Annotated in this window: 16 protein-coding genes and 1 tRNA gene; 15 read left to right on the top strand and 2 right to left on the bottom strand. The window is 46.9% G+C overall.

The features are described 5' to 3' along the window. Positions 1–110 precede the first annotated feature (110 nt). From FC82_RS08975 to whiA, 5 genes are all read left to right on the top strand, one after another. Positions 111–941: a LysR family transcriptional regulator gene (locus FC82_RS08975; RefSeq protein ID WP_054761151.1), complete on the top strand. Its 831-nt coding sequence runs from the start codon at positions 111–113 to the stop codon at positions 939–941. Between the two features lie 108 nt (positions 942–1,049). After that, complete coding sequence (locus FC82_RS08970; RefSeq protein WP_054761153.1) at positions 1,050–1,586, top strand: HdeD family acid-resistance protein; 537 nt, start codon at positions 1,050–1,052, stop codon at positions 1,584–1,586. Between the two features lie 695 nt (positions 1,587–2,281). Beyond that, the gene (rapZ, locus tag FC82_RS08965; protein ID WP_056996801.1) at positions 2,282–3,166 is read left to right on the top strand and encodes an RNase adapter RapZ; all 885 of its coding nucleotides are present in this window, start codon (positions 2,282–2,284) and stop codon (positions 3,164–3,166) included. Next, positions 3,167–4,180 (top strand): gluconeogenesis factor YvcK family protein, encoded by a 1,014-nt coding sequence (locus FC82_RS08960; RefSeq protein ID WP_054761155.1) that lies wholly within the window; start codon positions 3,167–3,169, stop codon positions 4,178–4,180. It begins immediately after the preceding gene. 4 nt (positions 4,181–4,184) lie between these two features. Further along, on the top strand, positions 4,185–5,123 hold the full coding sequence (gene whiA, locus FC82_RS08955; protein ID WP_054761157.1) for a DNA-binding protein WhiA: 939 nt from the start codon (positions 4,185–4,187) through the stop codon (positions 5,121–5,123). 177 nt (positions 5,124–5,300) lie between these two features. On the opposite strand, the gene clpP is transcribed toward whiA, so the two are convergent. Together clpP and FC82_RS08945 are read right to left on the bottom strand one after the other, a co-directional pair. Then, the gene (clpP, locus tag FC82_RS08950; RefSeq protein WP_054761159.1) at positions 5,301–5,894 is read right to left on the bottom strand and encodes an ATP-dependent Clp endopeptidase proteolytic subunit ClpP; all 594 of its coding nucleotides are present in this window, start codon (positions 5,892–5,894) and stop codon (positions 5,301–5,303) included. Positions 5,895–6,632: 738 nt separating this feature from the next. Then, positions 6,633–6,704: transfer RNA gene (locus FC82_RS08945), tRNA-Arg, on the bottom strand. A gap of 302 nt (positions 6,705–7,006) precedes the next feature. Between FC82_RS08945 and FC82_RS08940 the strand changes: the two genes are divergently transcribed. The 10 genes from FC82_RS08940 (at position 7,007) to smpB (ending at position 18,595) form a co-directional block, all read left to right on the top strand. Further along, positions 7,007–7,993 (top strand): sugar-binding transcriptional regulator, encoded by a 987-nt coding sequence (locus tag FC82_RS08940; RefSeq protein ID WP_162260939.1) that lies wholly within the window; start codon positions 7,007–7,009, stop codon positions 7,991–7,993. Between the two features lie 66 nt (positions 7,994–8,059). Further along, entirely contained in the window at positions 8,060–9,070 is a 1,011-nt protein-coding gene (gene gap / locus FC82_RS08935; protein ID WP_054761167.1) for a type I glyceraldehyde-3-phosphate dehydrogenase, read from the top strand. 150 nt (positions 9,071–9,220) lie between these two features. Continuing rightward, positions 9,221–10,423, top strand: a complete 1,203-nt coding sequence (locus FC82_RS08930; RefSeq protein WP_056996799.1) for a phosphoglycerate kinase — start codon at positions 9,221–9,223, stop codon at positions 10,421–10,423. A 151-nt stretch (positions 10,424–10,574) separates the two neighbouring features. Beyond that, on the top strand, positions 10,575–11,330 hold the full coding sequence (tpiA, locus tag FC82_RS08925; RefSeq protein WP_054761168.1) for a triose-phosphate isomerase: 756 nt from the start codon (positions 10,575–10,577) through the stop codon (positions 11,328–11,330). 96 nt (positions 11,331–11,426) lie between these two features. Next, positions 11,427–12,746 (top strand): phosphopyruvate hydratase, encoded by a 1,320-nt coding sequence (gene eno / locus FC82_RS08920; RefSeq protein WP_054761171.1) that lies wholly within the window; start codon positions 11,427–11,429, stop codon positions 12,744–12,746. A 210-nt stretch (positions 12,747–12,956) separates the two neighbouring features. Next, positions 12,957–14,495, top strand: a complete 1,539-nt coding sequence (locus FC82_RS08915; protein WP_056996798.1) for a ClC family H(+)/Cl(-) exchange transporter — start codon at positions 12,957–12,959, stop codon at positions 14,493–14,495. Between the two features lie 93 nt (positions 14,496–14,588). Continuing rightward, complete coding sequence (gene secG, locus FC82_RS08910) at positions 14,589–14,825, top strand: preprotein translocase subunit SecG (RefSeq protein WP_054761173.1); 237 nt, start codon at positions 14,589–14,591, stop codon at positions 14,823–14,825. Between the two features lie 84 nt (positions 14,826–14,909). Next, positions 14,910–15,659: an alpha/beta hydrolase gene (locus FC82_RS08905; protein ID WP_054761175.1), complete on the top strand. Its 750-nt coding sequence runs from the start codon at positions 14,910–14,912 to the stop codon at positions 15,657–15,659. Positions 15,660–15,673: 14 nt separating this feature from the next. Continuing rightward, positions 15,674–18,094: a ribonuclease R gene (gene rnr, locus FC82_RS08900; RefSeq protein ID WP_056996797.1), complete on the top strand. Its 2,421-nt coding sequence runs from the start codon at positions 15,674–15,676 to the stop codon at positions 18,092–18,094. A 27-nt stretch (positions 18,095–18,121) separates the two neighbouring features. Further along, positions 18,122–18,595, top strand: coding sequence for an SsrA-binding protein SmpB (smpB, locus tag FC82_RS08895; RefSeq protein WP_054761177.1), 474 nt, complete (start codon positions 18,122–18,124; stop codon positions 18,593–18,595). Positions 18,596–18,613 lie beyond the last annotated feature (18 nt).

The raw sequence follows: 18,613 nt of genomic DNA, 5'->3' as shown, positions 1-18,613 counted from the left end.
ATCGTTTCTCTCTTTTAAGCACCCAATCAGTATACCGGCTTATTTGCCATTAATGAAATACTGATTTATAATGAAAACTATTAATATTTTTAATTGAAAGGAGTGAGTTGATGGAGAAAGATGTGCAAGCATTTATGGCAGTGTATGAGACGCGCAATTTTTCGGTGGCTGCTCGACAATTGTTTATTTCCCAACCCAGCGTTTCCGTGCAAATCAATCGTCTGGAGCATTCACTGGATATGACGCTGTTTGTTAGGAACGGCCGACGTCAAGTACAGCCGACACCGGCTGCAGATCAACTTTATCTTGCCTATAAACGTCTCAATGACGAATGGCAACAAACGTTTATGGCAATCAAACAGTTGAGTGAGCACCCGCAAATGCCGGCACCGCTCGGATTTTCTCAGACAACAGCCGTGACCGTGATGCCTGCGTTGATGGCCATATTATTACCACATACCAACTACCAGTTTGATGTCCAGACGATGAATTCAGAAGCTGTGTTAAACGGTGTGGTGAGCCATAAATTGGCCTTTGGGTTAATTGAAAAACCTATGCTAGCAGATACCGTCAGTCAAAGTGAGCTGCCGGGCGATCAACTCGTCTTGGCGGGGCAACCGAACGCAGATCTCTGGTTACTGCGTGAACCAGGTTCAGGAGTGCGGCACTATACGGATGCCTACCTGCGTCAGCAAGGCATCACGCCCGCACACAGTCTGGTGGTTGATACCAATCAGAGCATCATGGGGTTATTACAGGCAGGCATTGGGAAAACCATTTTTTCAGAGGCACTAGTCCCAAGTGGTGTGCCGTATACGGAAATTGGGGCGGCCTTTCACCGCAATTTTTACTTGATTGGCCTTGAGCAGCAGCCAAACGCAACGTTGCGTGAACTGCGAGTCCTGATTGAAAACACATTAAAATCGGCAAATCTTAAGTGATTGTTGCTTTGTTAAAAATTCAGTTTAATGCTGATCCCATAGCTTGTGTTAACAGTTTTAAATCGGTATGATGGATTCAGAATAGGTAAAGAAAATGAGGTGAGTGTCATGTTTAGTATGCGTCCTAGATGGGGCTTTGACTGGCATGAATTGATTACTGGAATTCTGTTTATCTTGGCAGCTCTGGTACTCTTGTTTGAACCGCATGTCGGAGTGACTGCACTAGCCATTGTATTTGGTTTTGTAGCCATCATCAGTGGGTTAACAACGATTTCGGGTTTTTCGAAACTGCGTGATCTTGTGGGTAACGTTGCCATCTTTGCGCTGGTGATCGGCATTATCGATTTATTGATCGGGCTATTATTTATTATCAAACCGACCAGCGGCATTATGACCATCGGGTATCTGTTTGCCTTCTGGTTTATTCTGGATTCCATTGAACGGTTGCTGGTGATTGGTCACCTGCGGCAGTTTGGAACCGGGTACTACTGGGTGTCGTTGATTTTGGATATTTTGTCGTTACTGCTGGGAGTCCTGTTATTAGTCAACCCCGTTGTAGCTGCAATATCAATGACTTGGATGATTGCAATCTACCTGATTATATTTGGCGTGAACGCAATCGTGCTGGCATTTGCACGCCGGTAAGCGAGTGACTGACATGATTTGAAGCTTGGCTGAATAGGCTGGGCTTTTTTTTGTTTGGTTTTTAGGCTGATTTTATTCGGGATTGTTGTTGCATATCGAACACAGTGGTTATCGGGTTTTACTTTGTTGTGTCACTCTTGTTTGATTAGCTCCAACTGTATAGGGGTTAGTCTACCGAGTGGCTCGGCTTTATTTTAATTTTTCAAAGATCCGGTCACTCGTGGTACACCACTGGTTAACTCGGGTCTCTTTTATTTTCTAAAGGCCCCGTCCACCGAGGCGCTTTGCTAATTTGGCGTCGAAACGTGTTCCGAAAGGCAAAGGGCTCCTGCGTAAACAATTTTTGGCACGAAATCCAGACCGGGGATATTGCGGTCAGATATATTTGACCTATCGGCTTAGTGGGGCGGCACTGGTTAACTCGGCTCGGTTTTATTTTCTAAGGGCCCCGTCCACCGAGGCGCTTTGCTAATTTGGCGTCGAAACGTGTTCCGAAAGGCAAGGGGCTCCTGCGTAAACAACTTTTGGCACAAAATCCAGGCCCGGGATTTTATGCCAAAAGTTGTTTACGCTCCGCCCCTTATGCGCCTTTCTCCACACTCTCTTACAACACACCCGGCAATTATTGTAAATGGCACACCAGGTATGTTACACTGTAAGTCTTAGTGCAGAAAGATAATTGATGGGAGAATGCCATGACCGATAATGAAAAAATTAAATTAGTCATTATTTCAGGGATGAGTGGTGCCGGGAAAACCGTTGCCATGCAGGCTTTTGAAGACTTAGGATACTTTTGTATTGATAACATGCCGCCTTCGTTAATGACCAAGTTTTGGGAACTTGTTCAAGAATCTGGCAACATAAAGAAGGTTGCGGTCGTGATCGATCTTCGGTCGCGGGCCTTTTATGATGAAATCATGCAGATGACTAATGATATCTCTGACCTGACGAATGCCGACCTTGGTCAAGTGGTCTTCTTGGAAGCTGACGATGAGACGCTGGTTTCACGTTACAAGGAGACACGGCGGTCACACCCGCTTGCCCGAAACGGCCGCGTTGTCGATGGTATTAAGGCTGAGCGCAAACTGCTGGCACCTCTTAAACAGGCGGCTCAGCTGGTGATAAACACTTCGAAGCTCACACCGCGTAACCTGCGGGAAGAAATCTTTCACAACTTTGAGACGGGTGATACGGAGACTTTCCACATTGAATTGATGTCGTTTGGCTTTAAATATGGATTACCGATTGATGCCGACGTTGTGATGGATGTCCGTTTTCTGCCGAATCCTTATTACTTGCCGGAACTCCGGCCACAAACCGGGAAGGACAAAGCCGTCTATGACTACGTTATGGCGCAACCCGAAACTGAGCAGTTCTACACGCAATTTTTAGGGTTGCTTCAGACAACGGTTCCCGGGTACAAGCGCGAGGGCAAGACCAATTTGACCATCGCCATTGGCTGTACCGGTGGCCAGCACCGTTCCGTTGCACTCGCGGAGCGTTTGGGGAATGATCTCGGGGAACAATATCCCGTTCACGTGACCCACCGTGACATTGATAAACGAAAGGAATCACATTAGATGAGAACAGAGGAAAGACGCCGGCCTAAGATTGTCGTCATGGGTGGTGGGACAGGACTGCCCGTCATCTTGCGCAACCTTAAGGATCAGGACGTCGACATTACAGCGGTGGTCACCGTTGCGGATGACGGCGGTTCATCCGGCATTATTCGAAATTACGTTAACGTTGTCCCGCCTGGCGATATTCGAAACGTCATGGTGGCACTATCCGCACTGCCAAAAGTGGACCTGGATCTTTTCCAGTACCGTTTTGATAGCAGTGATCAATTCTTTGCCGGTCACGCCATCGGTAATTTAGTTATTGCCGCCTTATCAGAGATGCGAAACGGTATTTTTGGTGCCGTACAGGAACTGTCATCAATTATGAAAGTGGAAGGGCATATTTATCCGGCAGCCAATGAACCACTGGAGCTTAACGCTGAATTTTCAGACGGGTCTACGCTGACAGGTGAGTCAGAAATTACGGCTGCCCATAAGCTGATCAAACATGTGTGGGTGACACCCAGCGATAAGAATGGCCAGAAACCTCAAGCTGTTAAAGAAGTCATTGATGCCATTATGACGGCCGACCAGATCGTCCTTGGACCTGGGAGTTTGTTTACCAGTATTTTGCCTAACTTGATGATCAGCAACGTGGGTGATGCGCTTCGCCGAACACCCGCTGAAGTTATCTATATTTGTAATATCATGACCCAAAAGGGTGAAACTGAGAAATTTACCGACGCCGACCACGTTCGGGTGCTTAATGAACACCTGCAGCAAAACGTCATTAACACGGTATTAGTCAACACACAAAAGGTCCCTGACGAATACATTGATTATCAACGTTGGAATGAAATGTCGCGGCAGGTCAACCACGATTTCAAAGGGTTGCGTGAACAGGGCTGCCGGGTTGTTTCCGCAGATTTTCTGGAATTGCGCGACAACGGGGCCTTTCATAACGGCGAATTAGTCGTTAATGAGTTAATGAACTTATTGGGACAGGTTGATTCACGAAATACCGAGGGGAGGTAACGCCATGTCATATGCCAGTGATGTAAAAAAAGAACTGACGATGTTGGAAGTTCACCGGGAAAACGCCAAGGCAGAGTTAATTGCTTTGATTCGGATGAACGGCGCCATGTCGCTTGCAAACCACCATTTCGTTTTGAATATTCAAACGGAAAATCCTGCCATTGCCAGACGCATCTACCAGCTGCTCAAACAGTTTTATGATTTGGAGAGTGAACTGCTGGTGCGGCGCAAGATGAAGCTGAAGAAAAACAATTTGTACATCGTGCGGGTCAACGCGGGGTCAGAAATGGTCTTGAAGGACCTGGGTATTTTCAAGGACGGTCAACTGATAGAAGAAGTACCGGCCAGTTTATTTGAAAACGACGGACAGGTTCGTTCCTATCTTCGTGGCGCTTTTCTCGCTGGTGGGTCCGTCAACAATCCGGAGACGTCCCGGTACCACTTGGAAATATACTCTCTGTATGAGGGACACAATGAAATGATTGCCAACATGATTAACAAGTATGACCTCAACGCCCGGACGACCGCACGACGGGGCGGATTTATTACGTACCTTAAAGAGGGCGAACGAATCGCTGATTTTCTCTCACTGATTGGAGCGACCAGCGCCATGCTGAAGTTCGAAGATGTCCGAATCATGCGCGACATGCGTAATTCGGTTAATCGCTTAGTGAACTGCGAGAATGCCAACCTGGATAAAGTGGCGAACGCGTCTAGTAAACAGATCGAAAACATCAAATTTATTGACGAGATGGTCGGCTTGGGCCAGCTGCCGCCAAAGTTACGTGAAGTCGCCGAAGTGCGCCTAGCTAACAAGGAAGTCAGCTTAAAGGAACTCAGTACCATGATTCCCAGCGGAACAATCTCCAAATCAGGCATCAATCACCGACTGCGTAAGATCAACGAATATGCTGATAATCTGCGTGGTGCGGAAGCGATGTAACTAAAAAAAGATGATTCAGCAGTCAGCTGAATCATCTTTTTTTATGGTAACGGGATGAATAAAATGATCCACATCCTGAAAGGCAAGCAAACGGGGATGCTGCCCAATTGCTGGGAAGTGACGATTTTGCCACAAAAAAACGATTCAGACAATTGTCTGAATCGCTAAAGATTGCAATTACTTGCGTTCTTTTGAGCTGGTCATGATGGCATCGATCAAACCGTAATCCACGGATTCTTGTGCAGATAAGTAGTGGTCACGTTCGGTGTCAGCATTGACACGTTCAATTGGTTGACCGGAGTTGTCAGCCAAAATTTGGTTGATCAACTTACGAGTCTTCAAGATTTCAGTAGCTGCAATTTCAATTTCAGTTTGTTGACCTTGGGCACCACCAGATGGTTGGTGAATCAGGACTTGTGAATGCGGTAAAGCAAACCGCTTGCCCTTAGTACCTGATGAAGCTAAGACACTGGCCATTGAAGCGGCCATACCCATAACGATGGTTTGAACGTCAGATTGGATGAAGTTCATGGTATCGTAAATGGCCATCCCAGAGGTAACCACACCACCAGGAGAGTTGATGTAAAGATAAATATCCTTCGTTGAATCTTGCGCGTCCAAGAACAAAAGTTGGGCGATGATGGCGTTGGCCATGTCGTCTTCGATTGGACCGGAAAGCATGATGATTCTGTCCTTTAATAGGCGAGAGTAGATGTCGTAAGCACGTTCGCCACGGCTGGACTGCTCAATAACTGTTGGGACTAAGTTCATAGCTTTGCAGCCTCCTTATTTCGCTTTATTGTTAGTATAACTTTGCTAACTGAATTGTAGTTTAAACCAATGGTCAAAAAAGGTCAAACAAAAAGGCCTCAGATTTTTAACCAACAATCAGCAAGGTTAAACCAGCTAATTCTAGAATACCATAAAAACTGGAAGTCTGGGGGTTGGAATCCCCTCGAGGACAGAGTCCCTTTCGGTTTTGCTGGTATGAGAAACGTCTTGCAATTCTTATCTAAAAAGGCATTGGTAAACATAATTACCCGTTTTTGTAGTCTGAATTAGAAATGGACGCAGCAATGTTACAAATTAAAAACAAATTAGTGAAAACGATAACAATATTCTTGACTTGGTGTGCAAAATCAGTTATTATAACGACATCGCAAGGATAATCAATTTAGGTTTTATATGTTGATTGCATTGCTATAACACACTTTTCTGAAGGGAAGCCTGCCGCTCACAGACTTTCTTTTTTGTTATAACAATTTGTGATTTAATTAACTTGATAATTCAATTGATTAAAACGAAGGGCCTTTATTTTCATTTTTCGGGTTTGTAATTTGGCACGGTTAGGTGATTTGTTTAGTTGCTACTGAATAAAATGATAATTGTCTGCAAGCTGCCGTCTGTTCATAACGGGGCGCTGAATTCGAAACCAAATGCATTAATTAAGACCAAAAAAATAGGAAGCCGACCAGCTGGTCAGCTCCCTTGCACCGCTTTGTTCTCTTATGCGCCCGGAGGGAATCGAACCCCCATTTCAAGAACCGGAATCTTACGTGCGATCCATTACACTACGGGCGCAAAGCAAATATGTCCTTTCGAACACTAAATTACTATAACTGAAATTGGATAATAATACAAGGGAAAAACCAAAATATTCTGAAAATCGGTTGTAAAATAACTTTACCAATATTTTACCGGCATACCGTTTGCAATGGCACAAGGTGCCTGTTATAATGCACTTGTGGGTGAAAACCCATTGTTTTTTGACCTTGATGGGTCACAATAAGCATCGCTGGGACAATTGCTGTCCCAGCAACCATAAGAGAGTTGGTTAGAAGATGAACATCGAGTGGAGATGGGTTAATGCGGTCGTGCCAAAAATGACCCAGGAACTAATCGACCGTTACTCGTTGTTACGAACTATCAATTTGATGCAGCCGGTTGGTCGCCGGCTTCTCGCCGAAAAATTAGGGGTTTCTGAACGGAGTGTTCGGACCGACTTGGAGGCACTGGAGGGCAGCCAGTTGGTGGCGATGCAGTCAAAAGGGGTTGTGTTAACGCCTGATGGCGAGCGTGCCGCGGACCAGCTGCTGCCGCTGATCCAGAATCTTACCGGGATTCATAAAAAAGAGGAAGCCTTGAAAACCAGACTTGGTTTGAAGGGCTGCCGAATCGTGAGCGGTGATTCTGATAATCAGCCGGAGATCAAAACAGCCATGGGTAAACTCACAAATGAGTTAATGCAGGCAGACATGCCGCTGGGGCCAAGTATCGTTGCTGTAATGGGCGGTACCACTATGGCGGCCGTTGCCTCAACACTGACTCAGGAGTTGTCGGAACAGCGCCAACTGACGTTTGTGCCGGCTCGTGGCGGCATGGGAGAGTCACCTGACATTCAGGCGAATACCATTTGTGCCAAAATGGCTGCGCGAACTGATAGTACGTTTCAAGCGCTGTACTTGCCGGAGTTGGCCTCGGGTTCCACATACGCTACGTTGCGTTCTGAACCAATGATTGCTAAAACACTGGCAACCGTTGATCAAGCCAACGTAGCACTGCACTGTGTGGGCGATGCGATGGCCATGGCAAAGCGGCGTCAAATGCCAGCCGACGTGATTGCAACCTTACGGGAACGACACGCGGTAGGCGAGGCGTTTGGTGACTTTTTTGACGAGCATGGTCAAATTGTTTACCAGGTACCAAAACTTGGGCTCTCCATTTCAGATCTAGAGAGAATGGATCTGGTTGTGGCAGTTGCGGGTGGTCACACCAAGGCAGCCGCCATCGAGGCCTATTTCAAACTCCCGCCGGCACCAACATTTTTGGTAACTGACGAGGGAACTGCTGACACGATTTTAAAGAAGTGATACTATATTATCTGGTATTACTGCTTAAAATATATTTTTTTATTTCCTAAAGGAGGAAATCACAGTATGACTGTAAAAATTGGTATTAATGGTTTCGGACGCATTGGTCGTTTAGCGTTCAAACGGATCCATGAACTACATTCTGACGACATTGAAGTCGCTGCTATCAACGATTTAACTACTCCTTCAATGTTAGCTTACCTTTTGAAGTATGATTCAACCCATGGTCGTTTCCCTGGCGAAGTTTCTGCTACTGATAAGGGTATCGTTGTTGACGGTAAGGAAATCCCTGTATATGCAGAACCAAAGGCTCAAAACATTCCTTGGGTTAAGAACGACGGCGTTGACTTCGTTCTTGAATGTACTGGTTTTTACACTTCAGAAGAAAAGTCACAAGCTCACTTGGACGCTGGCGTTAAGCGTGTCCTTGTTTCAGCTCCAGCTGGTGATGTCCGGACTGTTGTTCCTGGTGTTAACTTGGATACCTTACAAGCTAGCGACAAGATCGTTTCTGCCGGTTCATGTACCACTAACTGTTTAGCACCTATGGCTTACTTCTTGAACGAAGAATTTGGCATCAAGGCCGGTACTATGACTACCATTCACGCCTTCACTGCTACTCAACAAATTCTTGATGGCCCTCGCGGCAAGAAGATGCGTAACAACCGTACTGCAAGCATCAACACCATTCCTCATTCAACTGGTGCTGCTAAGGCTATCGGTTTGGTTATCCCAGAATTGAACGGTAAGTTACAAGGCCATGCACAACGTGTTGCCGTTGTTGATGGTTCATTAACTGAATTAGTTTCAATTCTTGACAAGAAGGTTTCAGCTGACGAAATTAACGCAGCAATCAAGAAGCACACTGAAAACAACGATGCTTTTGGTTACAACGATGACGAAATCGTTTCAACTGATATCATTGATGACCCTCATGGCTCAGTATTCGATCCTACCCAGACTGAAGTTACAACTAATGGCGATGCCCAATTAGTTAAGACTGTTGCTTGGTACGACAACGAATGGGGCTTCACTTGCAACATGGTACGTACATTGTTGCACTTCGCTTCACTTTAAGATTAACCTTAAACGTTAATAGTTGAACCAAATAAAAGGCGGAGGGAGGATACTTCTTCCGCCTTTTATCATTTTTCGCAATTAACACTTAAAATTTGGTGTTGTTTCAGTCTGAAACGACACCCACTCGTACCCAGGAGGGATTTAGAATTGGCTAAATTAACTGTTTCTGATTTAGACTTAGATGGTAAGAAAGTCCTCATGCGTGTCGACTTTAACGTCCCGATCAAGGACGGCGTTATTGGTAACGACAACCGGATCGTGGCTGCTTTACCAACAATCAAATACGTGATCGAACATGGTGGCAAAGCCATCTTGCTCTCTCACTTAGGCCGGATCAAGAAGGAAGAAGACAAGCCTGCCTTGTCAATGCGTCCAGTTGCTGAACGTCTTTCTAACTTGTTGAACAAGCCGGTTACCTTCGTGCCTGTAACTGAAGGTGCACAACTTGAAACCGCCATCGATAAGATGAACAACGGTGACGTTCTAGTAATGGAAAACACCCGTTATGAAGACGTTAAGGACGGCGAAAACGTTAAGCGCGAATCAGGTAACGACCCTGAATTAGGCAAGTACTGGGCATCACTTGGTGACGTCTTTGTTAACGATGCCTTCGGGACTGCTCACCGGTCACACGCGTCAAACGTTGGGATTGCTTCCAACATGCCGCAGACCGCTGCTGGCTTCTTGATGGAAAAGGAAATCAAGTTTATCGGTGGTGCCGTTTCTAACCCAGAACATCCATTTGTTGCCATCTTAGGTGGTGCCAAGGTTTCTGATAAGATCGGTGTTATCGATAACTTGCTGGACAAAGCCGACAAAGTCATTATTGGTGGTGGGATGACCTACACCTTCTACGCCGCAAAGGGTATGAAGATTGGGAACTCACTCGTTGAAACTGACAAGATCGACTTAGCTAAGGAAATCATGGAAAAGGCTGGCGACAAGCTGGCACTGCCTACTGATTCCGTTGTTGCGGCTAAGTTTGATAACGATGCTGACCACAAGACTGTCGATGGCGACATTCCTGATGGTTACATGGCGCTTGATATCGGCCCTAAGTCAGTTGCTGAATTCAAGGATGTTTTGAAGGATGCTAAGTTAGTCGTTTGGAACGGCCCAATGGGTGTGTTCGAAATGTCCAACTATGCCGAAGGAACCCTCGAAATTGGTAAGTTCTTAGGCACTTTGAGCAATGCGACAACCATCGTTGGTGGTGGTGATTCAACAGCTGCTGTTCAACAATTAGGTGTCGGCGACCAATTGACCCACATCTCAACTGGTGGCGGTGCTTCCCTTGAATACCTCGAAGGTAAGACTTTACCTGGGATTGCTGCAATCAGCGATAAGTAAACTTTTTTGAAGCTGGGGCCCGTGTGTCCTGGCTTCTTTACTATCAGTTTCATCAGCATGATAAGATTTGAAAATGGTGTTTACTAGTAAAACCGGTTTCATTTCGATAGAATAGGTCATGTGAAATTGATTTAAAAAGGAGCGTTCAACTGTGCGAATACCACTAATTGCGGGTAACTGGAAAATGAACAAGACGATTGATGAGGCGAAGGCCTTCATGCAGGCCGTCTCGGACCAGGTGACTGATCCGGCAGAAGTCGAAACGGCAATTGCCGCGCCGGCCATTCTGTTGTCCACCATGTTAGCCAATAATCCGGGTCACAGGTTGCGAATCGCAGCTGAAGACTGTTACTGGGAAGACTCTGGCGCCTTTACGGGAGAAACGAGTCCCCAGGCGCTGGCTGCAATGAAGATCACCTACGTTATTGTGGGTCATTCTGAACGGCGAGCCTACTTCAACGAAACTGATGACACTATCAATCGCAAGGTACATGCTGTGTATCGTAACCAGATGACGCCGATTCTTTGCTGTGATGAAACGATGGGCCGTTTAGAAGCCGGTGAGAAGATCCACTGGGTCGTTAGTCAGGTGACTGGCGCCTTGAAGGGCATTACAGAAGAACGGGCACGGCAGTTGATCATTGCTTATGAGCCCAGTTGGGCAATCGGCAGCGGCAAGTCTGCTTCGGCTGAACAAGCTGAAGAGGGCTGTTACCTCATTCGGCAGACGGTTGCTGATTTATACAGCGATGACGTCGCCAATGAGATGCGGGTGTTGTACGGCGGCAGTGTGAATCCGGAAAACATCGATTCAATCATGGCTAAGCCAAACATTGACGGTGTGTTAGCTGGCGGTGCCAGTTTGAACGCCGAAACTTATTTGCAATTGGTACACTACCAAAAATAAGTGAAATAGTAATTGCAAGTTCAAGAGTAAACTTATAAAATAGACACGGGGAAAATTGTTTCCCGTTAGGTAAAACTTTCATAAGGAGAGAATATAATGTCAATTATTTCTGATATTTACGGACGTGAAGTCTTAGATTCACGTGGTAACCCAACTGTTGAAGTCGAAGTCTACACTGAGGCCGGTGCAGTTGGGCGCGGTATCGTTCCTTCAGGTGCCTCAACTGGTGAACACGAAGCTGTTGAATTACGTGACGGCGACAAAGACCGTTTCGGCGGCAAGGGTGTTACTAAGGCTGTTGACAACGTTAACAACATCATCGCTAAGGAAATCGTTGGCTACGACGTCACTGACCAAGTGGCTATCGACAAAGCTATGATTGCCTTGGACGGTACCCCTAACAAGGGTAAGTTAGGCGCCAACGCTATTTTGGGTGTTTCATTAGCTGCAGCCCGTGCTGCTGCCGATGAATTGGAAGTTCCTTTATACAACTACCTTGGCGGCTTTAACGGCCACGTACTGCCAACGCCAATGATGAACGTTATCAATGGTGGGAAGCATGCTAACAACAAGGTTGATTTCCAAGAATTCATGATCATGCCTGTTGGTGCGCCTTCTGTTAAGGAAGCTATTCGGATGGGTGCAGAAACTTTCCACGCCTTGAAGGCTATCTTAAACGACCGCGGCTACTCTACTGCCGTTGGTGACGAAGGTGGTTTTGCTCCTGACTTGAAGAACAACGAAGAACCATTCGAAATCTTAGTTGAAGCTATCAAGAAGGCTGGTTACAAGCCAGGCAAGGACGTTGCTATCGCCTTTGACTGTGCCTCATCAGAATTCTACAACACTGAAACTAAGACTTACGACTTAGTTGGTGATGGCAAGTCATACACTGCTGACGAATTTGTTACCTTACTTGAAGGTATCGTTGACAAGTACCCGGTTATTTCCATCGAAGACCCATTGGATGAAAACGAATGGGAAGACTGGCAGATGGCCACTGAACGCCTTGGCAAGAAGGTTCAGATCGTGGGTGATGACTTGTTCGTTACCAACACTGACTACTTGTCAAAGGGTATCAAGATGGGCGTTGCCAACGCTATCTTGATCAAGTTGAACCAAATCGGGACCTTGACTGAAACGGTTGAAGCCGTTGAAATGGCCAAGGAAGCAGGTTACACTGCTATCATCTCACACCGTTCTGGTGAAACTGAAGATACCACTATCGCTGACTTGGTTGTTGCATTGAACGCCGGCCAAATCAAGACTGGTTCAATGAGCCGTGGCGAACGTATCGCTAAGTACAACCAATTAATGCGGATCGAAGACCAACTTGGTTCAGTTGCAGACTACAAGGGCATCAAGTCCTTTTACAACTTGAGCGAACAAGCTCGGGATGCTATCCAAGCAAAATAATAATCGACATTAAATCTCGATTTATCAAACCGTCCAGTTATGCTGGGCGGTTTTTGTTTGGTTCTTTTGCGACTGAATTTCAGTGCCCAGAATCGAACTGTGAGACAGATTGCTTAGCTAAGCATTGTTCCCCGCCACATTCAGATTTTTCACAAGGCACTGAATATGCTAAACTTAACCATAGTATTTTGCGGAAAAAGAGGTTATGTAATGGAATCAAAAGAGGGAAGACAGCGGGATTATTCGCGGTTGGCTGCCGTGGGCCGCGGACTTGTGATCGGATTATTTGTCGGTGTTGTCATTAGTTTATTTCGGTTACTGATCATGAATGGCTTGCTGCTGGTGCAATGGTTCTTTGGTCAGGCACACCACCATGTGTGGCTGTTAGGCGTGTGGGTCATGATTAGTGTCGCTTTGACCTTAATTACCGGCGTTCTTATCAAACAAACCCCGGAAATTAAGGGTTCGGGGATCCCACAAGTTGAAGGGCAGCTCATGGGGGAACTTGATTATCACTGGTGGCCGGTTCTTTGGAAAAAATTCGTCGGTGGTGTCTTAGCTATCGGGTCCGGACTGTTTTTAGGACGGGAAGGCCCTTCGATTCAGTTAGGTGCAACAGTTGGGCAGGGCGTGGCTGCGGTCACGCATAACACCGGCAGTCAACGGCGACTGATGATTGCTAGCGGGGCGTCGGCTGGCTTGTCAGCGGCCTTTAACGCACCGATTGCCAGTACCTTATTTATCCTAGAAGAGGTTTATCATAACTTTTCCACGTTGATCTGGTTATCGGCGTTGGCTAGCGCGCTTGCAGCCAACTTCGTGTCGACGGCCGTTTTTGGCCTCACACCGGTTTTACATATTAGTTACTTTGCCTCGTTACCGCTCAGACAATATGGCTTGTTAATCGTTCTTGGCATTGCCCTGGGGCTTTTAGGACGGTTGTACCAGAGCGTTGTCCTGCGGGTTGGGGATTGGTATCATAAAATAACCTGGCTCCCCGACCAGTATTACAGTATTATTGCGTTGATTTTGCTCATGCCGGTTGCTTGGTATCTACCTAGCGTGCTCGGCGGTGGGAACGGGCTGATCGTGTCTTTAGGTATGCATACCCCGACCGCACTTATTTTGCTCGGTATCTTTGTGCTACGGTTTGTTTATTCAATGATTGCTTATGGGACGGGGCTGCCAGGTGGCATTTTCTTGCCAATCTTGACCCTGGGAGCGGTATTTGGCGCCTTTTTCGGTAAATTGATGGTGCTCTGGCAGCTGACGAAGCCGGAATACGTCCCAATATTCATTATTGCAGCGATGGCGGGTTACTTTGCGGGCATTAGTAAAGCCCCCTTTACCGCAATCCTATTGATTACTGAGATGGTGGGGTCACTCCACCATTTGATGCCGTTGGCTGTAGTCTCACTGATTGCCTACATGACAGTGGACCTGTTAAACGGGGCACCCGTCTATGCGGCCATGTTGGAGAAAATGCAGACGCCTGCGCAACGGCATCTGACTGACGAGGTGGGGCACATGGAGATTCCTGTGTTTGCCAATTCGGTCTTAGATGGCAAACAGGTGCGGGAAGTCAATTGGCCACAGGGTGCGTTGCTGACGGAAATTCAGCGCGGCGAACGCCGTATCGTACCGCGGGGGGATACCCTGGTTCGAGTGGGCGACTTGTTAATCGTCCATACGCCGTTAGATCAACATGAAAACGTACGTCAGGCGCTGTTAAAAATGAATGGCAGTTAAATCTTCTGCGCGCACGGGTGGTAATTACTTGCGTTTTATGATAAATTGTATAAAGGTATTGTCGGAGAAATGTGTAATATAGGAGGCAATTTCTTGAGTAATTTATTGTTAACAGGACTGATGATTGATAGTGTCCTTATCATTGTCGCTGTGTTGATGCAACCTTCTAAGCAAGATGACGCGATGTCCGCTCTTAGTGGTGGCTCACCGGATCTTTTTCAACAACAAAAAGCACGTGGATTTGAAGCCTTTATGCAACGGGTAACTGTCGTATTAGGTGTTATTTTCTTCGTTTTAGCGTTGGCTTTAGCTTACTTATCATCACACTAGCAATTGGATCCTCCTGTGAATTCGCAGGAGGATTTTTGTGAATTTTTTGAATCTTTGGCGTAGTTGTTATTGGAGGTGAACACCATGATTCAAATGCCAAAACCGTTTTTCTTTGAAAACGACGGCCCGAAAGCCATCGTTTTGATGCATGCATATGCTAGCAGCAGTAACGATGTCCGGATGTTAGGTCGTCATTTGCAGAGTGAAGGGTACACCGTGTTAGCATCCATGTTTACAGGTCACGCAACGGGAGAGCCAAAGGATATTTTGACCCAGGGTTCACCTGCTGCTTGGTGGCAAGACACACTTGCTGCCATTCAACAATTACGCGACAAAGGGTATCAGCAGATCAGTATCTTTGGGTTGTCACTCGGCGGCATTTTTGCCATGAAGGCACTGGAAACTGATCCGGATCTCATTGGCGGCGGCTCGTTTAGTTCCCCAGTCGTCCGTTCCCGGGGGTCTAACCTGGTACCGGAATTCATCAAGCTAGCCGCGGCAACTTACAAGTACACTGATTTGACTCAGGATGAGATTAACGCTGATCTGGACTGGTTAAGGGCCAATGTTCCAGCTCAACTAGCGCAAGTGAACACGTTTGCCCAAACGGTAACGGACGATTTGCCCGCCATCCATAAGGCCGTTTTTGTAGCGCAGGGCGGCGAGGATGAACTCATCGACGCTAACTGTGCTTACGACCTGAAAAAGGCGCTCACAAACGCCCAGGTCGACTTTCATTACTATGAGCATGCTGGCCACGTCATTACGGTCAACAGTGCCCGCCATGAACTCATGGCAGATTTAGATACTTACTTAACGACAATCTATAATTAAATGAGGAATAAACTTTGGAAGATAACAACTTAAAGCAACAAATTGAGGATCTGCTGCGCGCAAATCCAACCAAAAAATTTCGCGTTGAAGATGTTTCTGACGCCCTGCACTATCACGGCTCAGCGGCTTTTAAACTGATCGTGCAGGAACTCGCACGTCTCGAACGTGACAAGGTGGCAGTGGTCACCGGCGACTCTGAATTTCAATTAGACCCGAAGGCTCGCGTGCTGACTGGGATTTTTCACAGTAACGACAAGGGCTTTGGCTTTGTTGCTTACGATGATGACTTGCCAGATGCTTACATCGCACCAGATAACACGAAGTTAGCGCTGAACGGTGATGAAGTTGAGATGGAGATCGTACGTCCAGCTGACCCGCGTTCTGACCGCGGTCCTGAAGGAAAAGTTACCGGTATTGCAACCCACCACTACACCCAAGTTGTAGGTGAATTCTTGCAGACGGATGACGATAAGGGCTATTACGGTCAGGTTCGGTTAACTGACAAGAAGTTGAAACGGTACAGTTTCTACGTTGTAGATACCGGATTAAAGCCTACTCCAGGGGAAGTTGTCACAGCGGAAATCACTGAATTTCCAACTACGGAACACCCACTGGCTATGGTGGGAATCGCAAAACAGATCATTGGGAGTGTGGACGATCCCGGCATTGATATTCTGTCGATCGTATACGCCCATGATATTCCGTCTGAATTCCCAGAAGACGTTTTGGAAGAAGCTGACGCGATTCCAGACCATGTTACTGATGAAGAATTAAAGGGACGCGAAGACGTCACTGACCAGAATTTGGTCACCATTGACGGCGAGTCCTCAAAAGACTTGGATGATGCCGTTACCGTTTGGAAAATGGACAACGGCAACTACCACTTAGGGGTGCATATTGCTGACGTTTCGCACTACGTTAAAGAGGGCACACTGCTTGATCAGGAAGCCTACAAGCGAGGTACCAGTGTCTACTTGACCGACCGTGTGATTCCAATGCTCCCGCGTCGTTTATCAAACGGTATTTGCTCGCTGAACGAAGGCGTGCTGCGGCTTTGCATGTCCTGCGAAATGGAAATTGATTCTGAGGGGAACGTGGTTAACCACCGCATCCATCCTAGTGTGATGAAGTCTAAAGCACGGATGACCTACACCGATGTCAACAAGATACTGGAAGCCCACGATGAAGCAACCCGTGACCGCTACGGCGAATTAACGCCAATGTTTGACCAAATGGCTGAACTGCACAAGATCTTGTACAAGTCTCGTAAACGCCGTGGTGCGATTGACTTTGATGACACCGAAGCAGAAATCATTGTTGACGACAAGGGCCACGCAATCGATATTAAGCTGCGGGTCCGCGGTGTCGCTGAACGGATGATTGAATCCTTCATGCTGGCTGCAAACGAAACCGTTGCTGAACACTATAACAAGGCCAAAGCACCATTTATTTACCGGGTCCACGAAACGCCAGATGGCGAACGTGTGAAGAGCTTCTTTGAGTTCCTGACGGCGTTTGGTATCAACGTCAAAGGTGATCCAGATCACTTGCGGCCAAAGATGCTGCAAAACGTGTTAAAGGGCGTTGCCGGCCAACCGGAAGAAGCCGTTGTTTCAGTAATGATGCTGCGGAGTTTGAAACAAGCCAAGTATACTGACCAATCCCTGGGTCACTTTGGGTTAGCAGCTAAGTATTACACCCACTTTACATCGCCAATTCGGCGTTACCCTGACACCATGGTGCACCGGTTGATCCACTACTACGAAGACCATGGTATCAACGCTGAATCTAAGGCACGCTACGCCAACCTTTTGGAAGAAATTGGTGTGCACAGCTCTGAAATGGAACGGCGGGCAATCGATGCCGAACGTGACACGGATGCTATGAAGAAAGCTGAATACATGGCTGATCACATTGGCGAAGAATTCGATGCCACGGTCAGCTCTGTCATGAAGTTTGGGATGTTCATCGAACTGCCAAACACCGTTGAAGGTTTGATTCATATCAGCCGGATGCAGGACGACTATTACGAGTACGTTGAAAAGTTCCTGGCACTTGTTGGCCGGACAACGAAGCGGACTTACCGGATCGGCCAACCAGTTCGGGTGAAAGTCGTCAACGTCGATAAGGAACAAAGCCAAATTGATTTTGACTTGGTCAACCCTGAAAAGGCGCCAACGTCTGATCTGCTGCCAAAACGTGAGTCACGCAGTCGCGGTGGTCGTAACGGCGGTTCATTTGGACATGGAAATAACCGTAACGGTAATAACAATAATCGCAACCACAGCAACAATAACCGTGGAAGCAACAATCGTGGCGGCAATAACCACGGCGGCGGTAACCGTAACAGTAATGGCAGTGGAAATAACCGCAACCATAACAATGGCGGCAACCACAACAATAACAACCGTAACCAGCCACGAAAGCACAACTAAACTTAACGATAAGTCAGGTGAGGATTGATGGCTAAAAAGAAAAAGACGCCTAACGATAAAAACGTGATGGCGCAAAATAAAAAAGCCCGTCATGATTATGCGATCCTCGATACGTACGAAGCCGGCATGGTCTTAACGGGTACCGAGATCAAATCGGTCCGGGCAAGACGAATCACCTTGCAGGATGGATTCGCCCAGATTCGCAATAACGAAGCATGGTTAATGAACGTCCACATCGACGAATATGCCGAGGGGAACCGGTTTAACCACGACCCGTTGCGGAACAGAAAACTCCTGCTGCATAAAAAAGAAATTAAGAAACTGCAGGATGCTGCATCTGATAAGGGTATCACGCTGATTCCATTGCGAGTTTATCTGAAAAATGGTGTCGCAAAGGTGTTGATTGGCGTCGCGAAAGGGAAGCACGAGTACGATAAACGCGAGACCTTGAAGCGAAGAGATCAACAGCGGCAGATTGATAGGGTGATGAAGAGGTACTAGAGCATGGAGCAAGGCGCC

The organism is Secundilactobacillus collinoides DSM 20515 = JCM 1123 (genome assembly GCF_001435975.1).
Taxonomy (GTDB): Bacteria; Bacillota; Bacilli; order Lactobacillales; family Lactobacillaceae; genus Secundilactobacillus; species Secundilactobacillus collinoides.
Note: the sequence above shows the minus strand (reverse complement) of the source record. Positions and strands in the feature narration are given on the sequence as shown.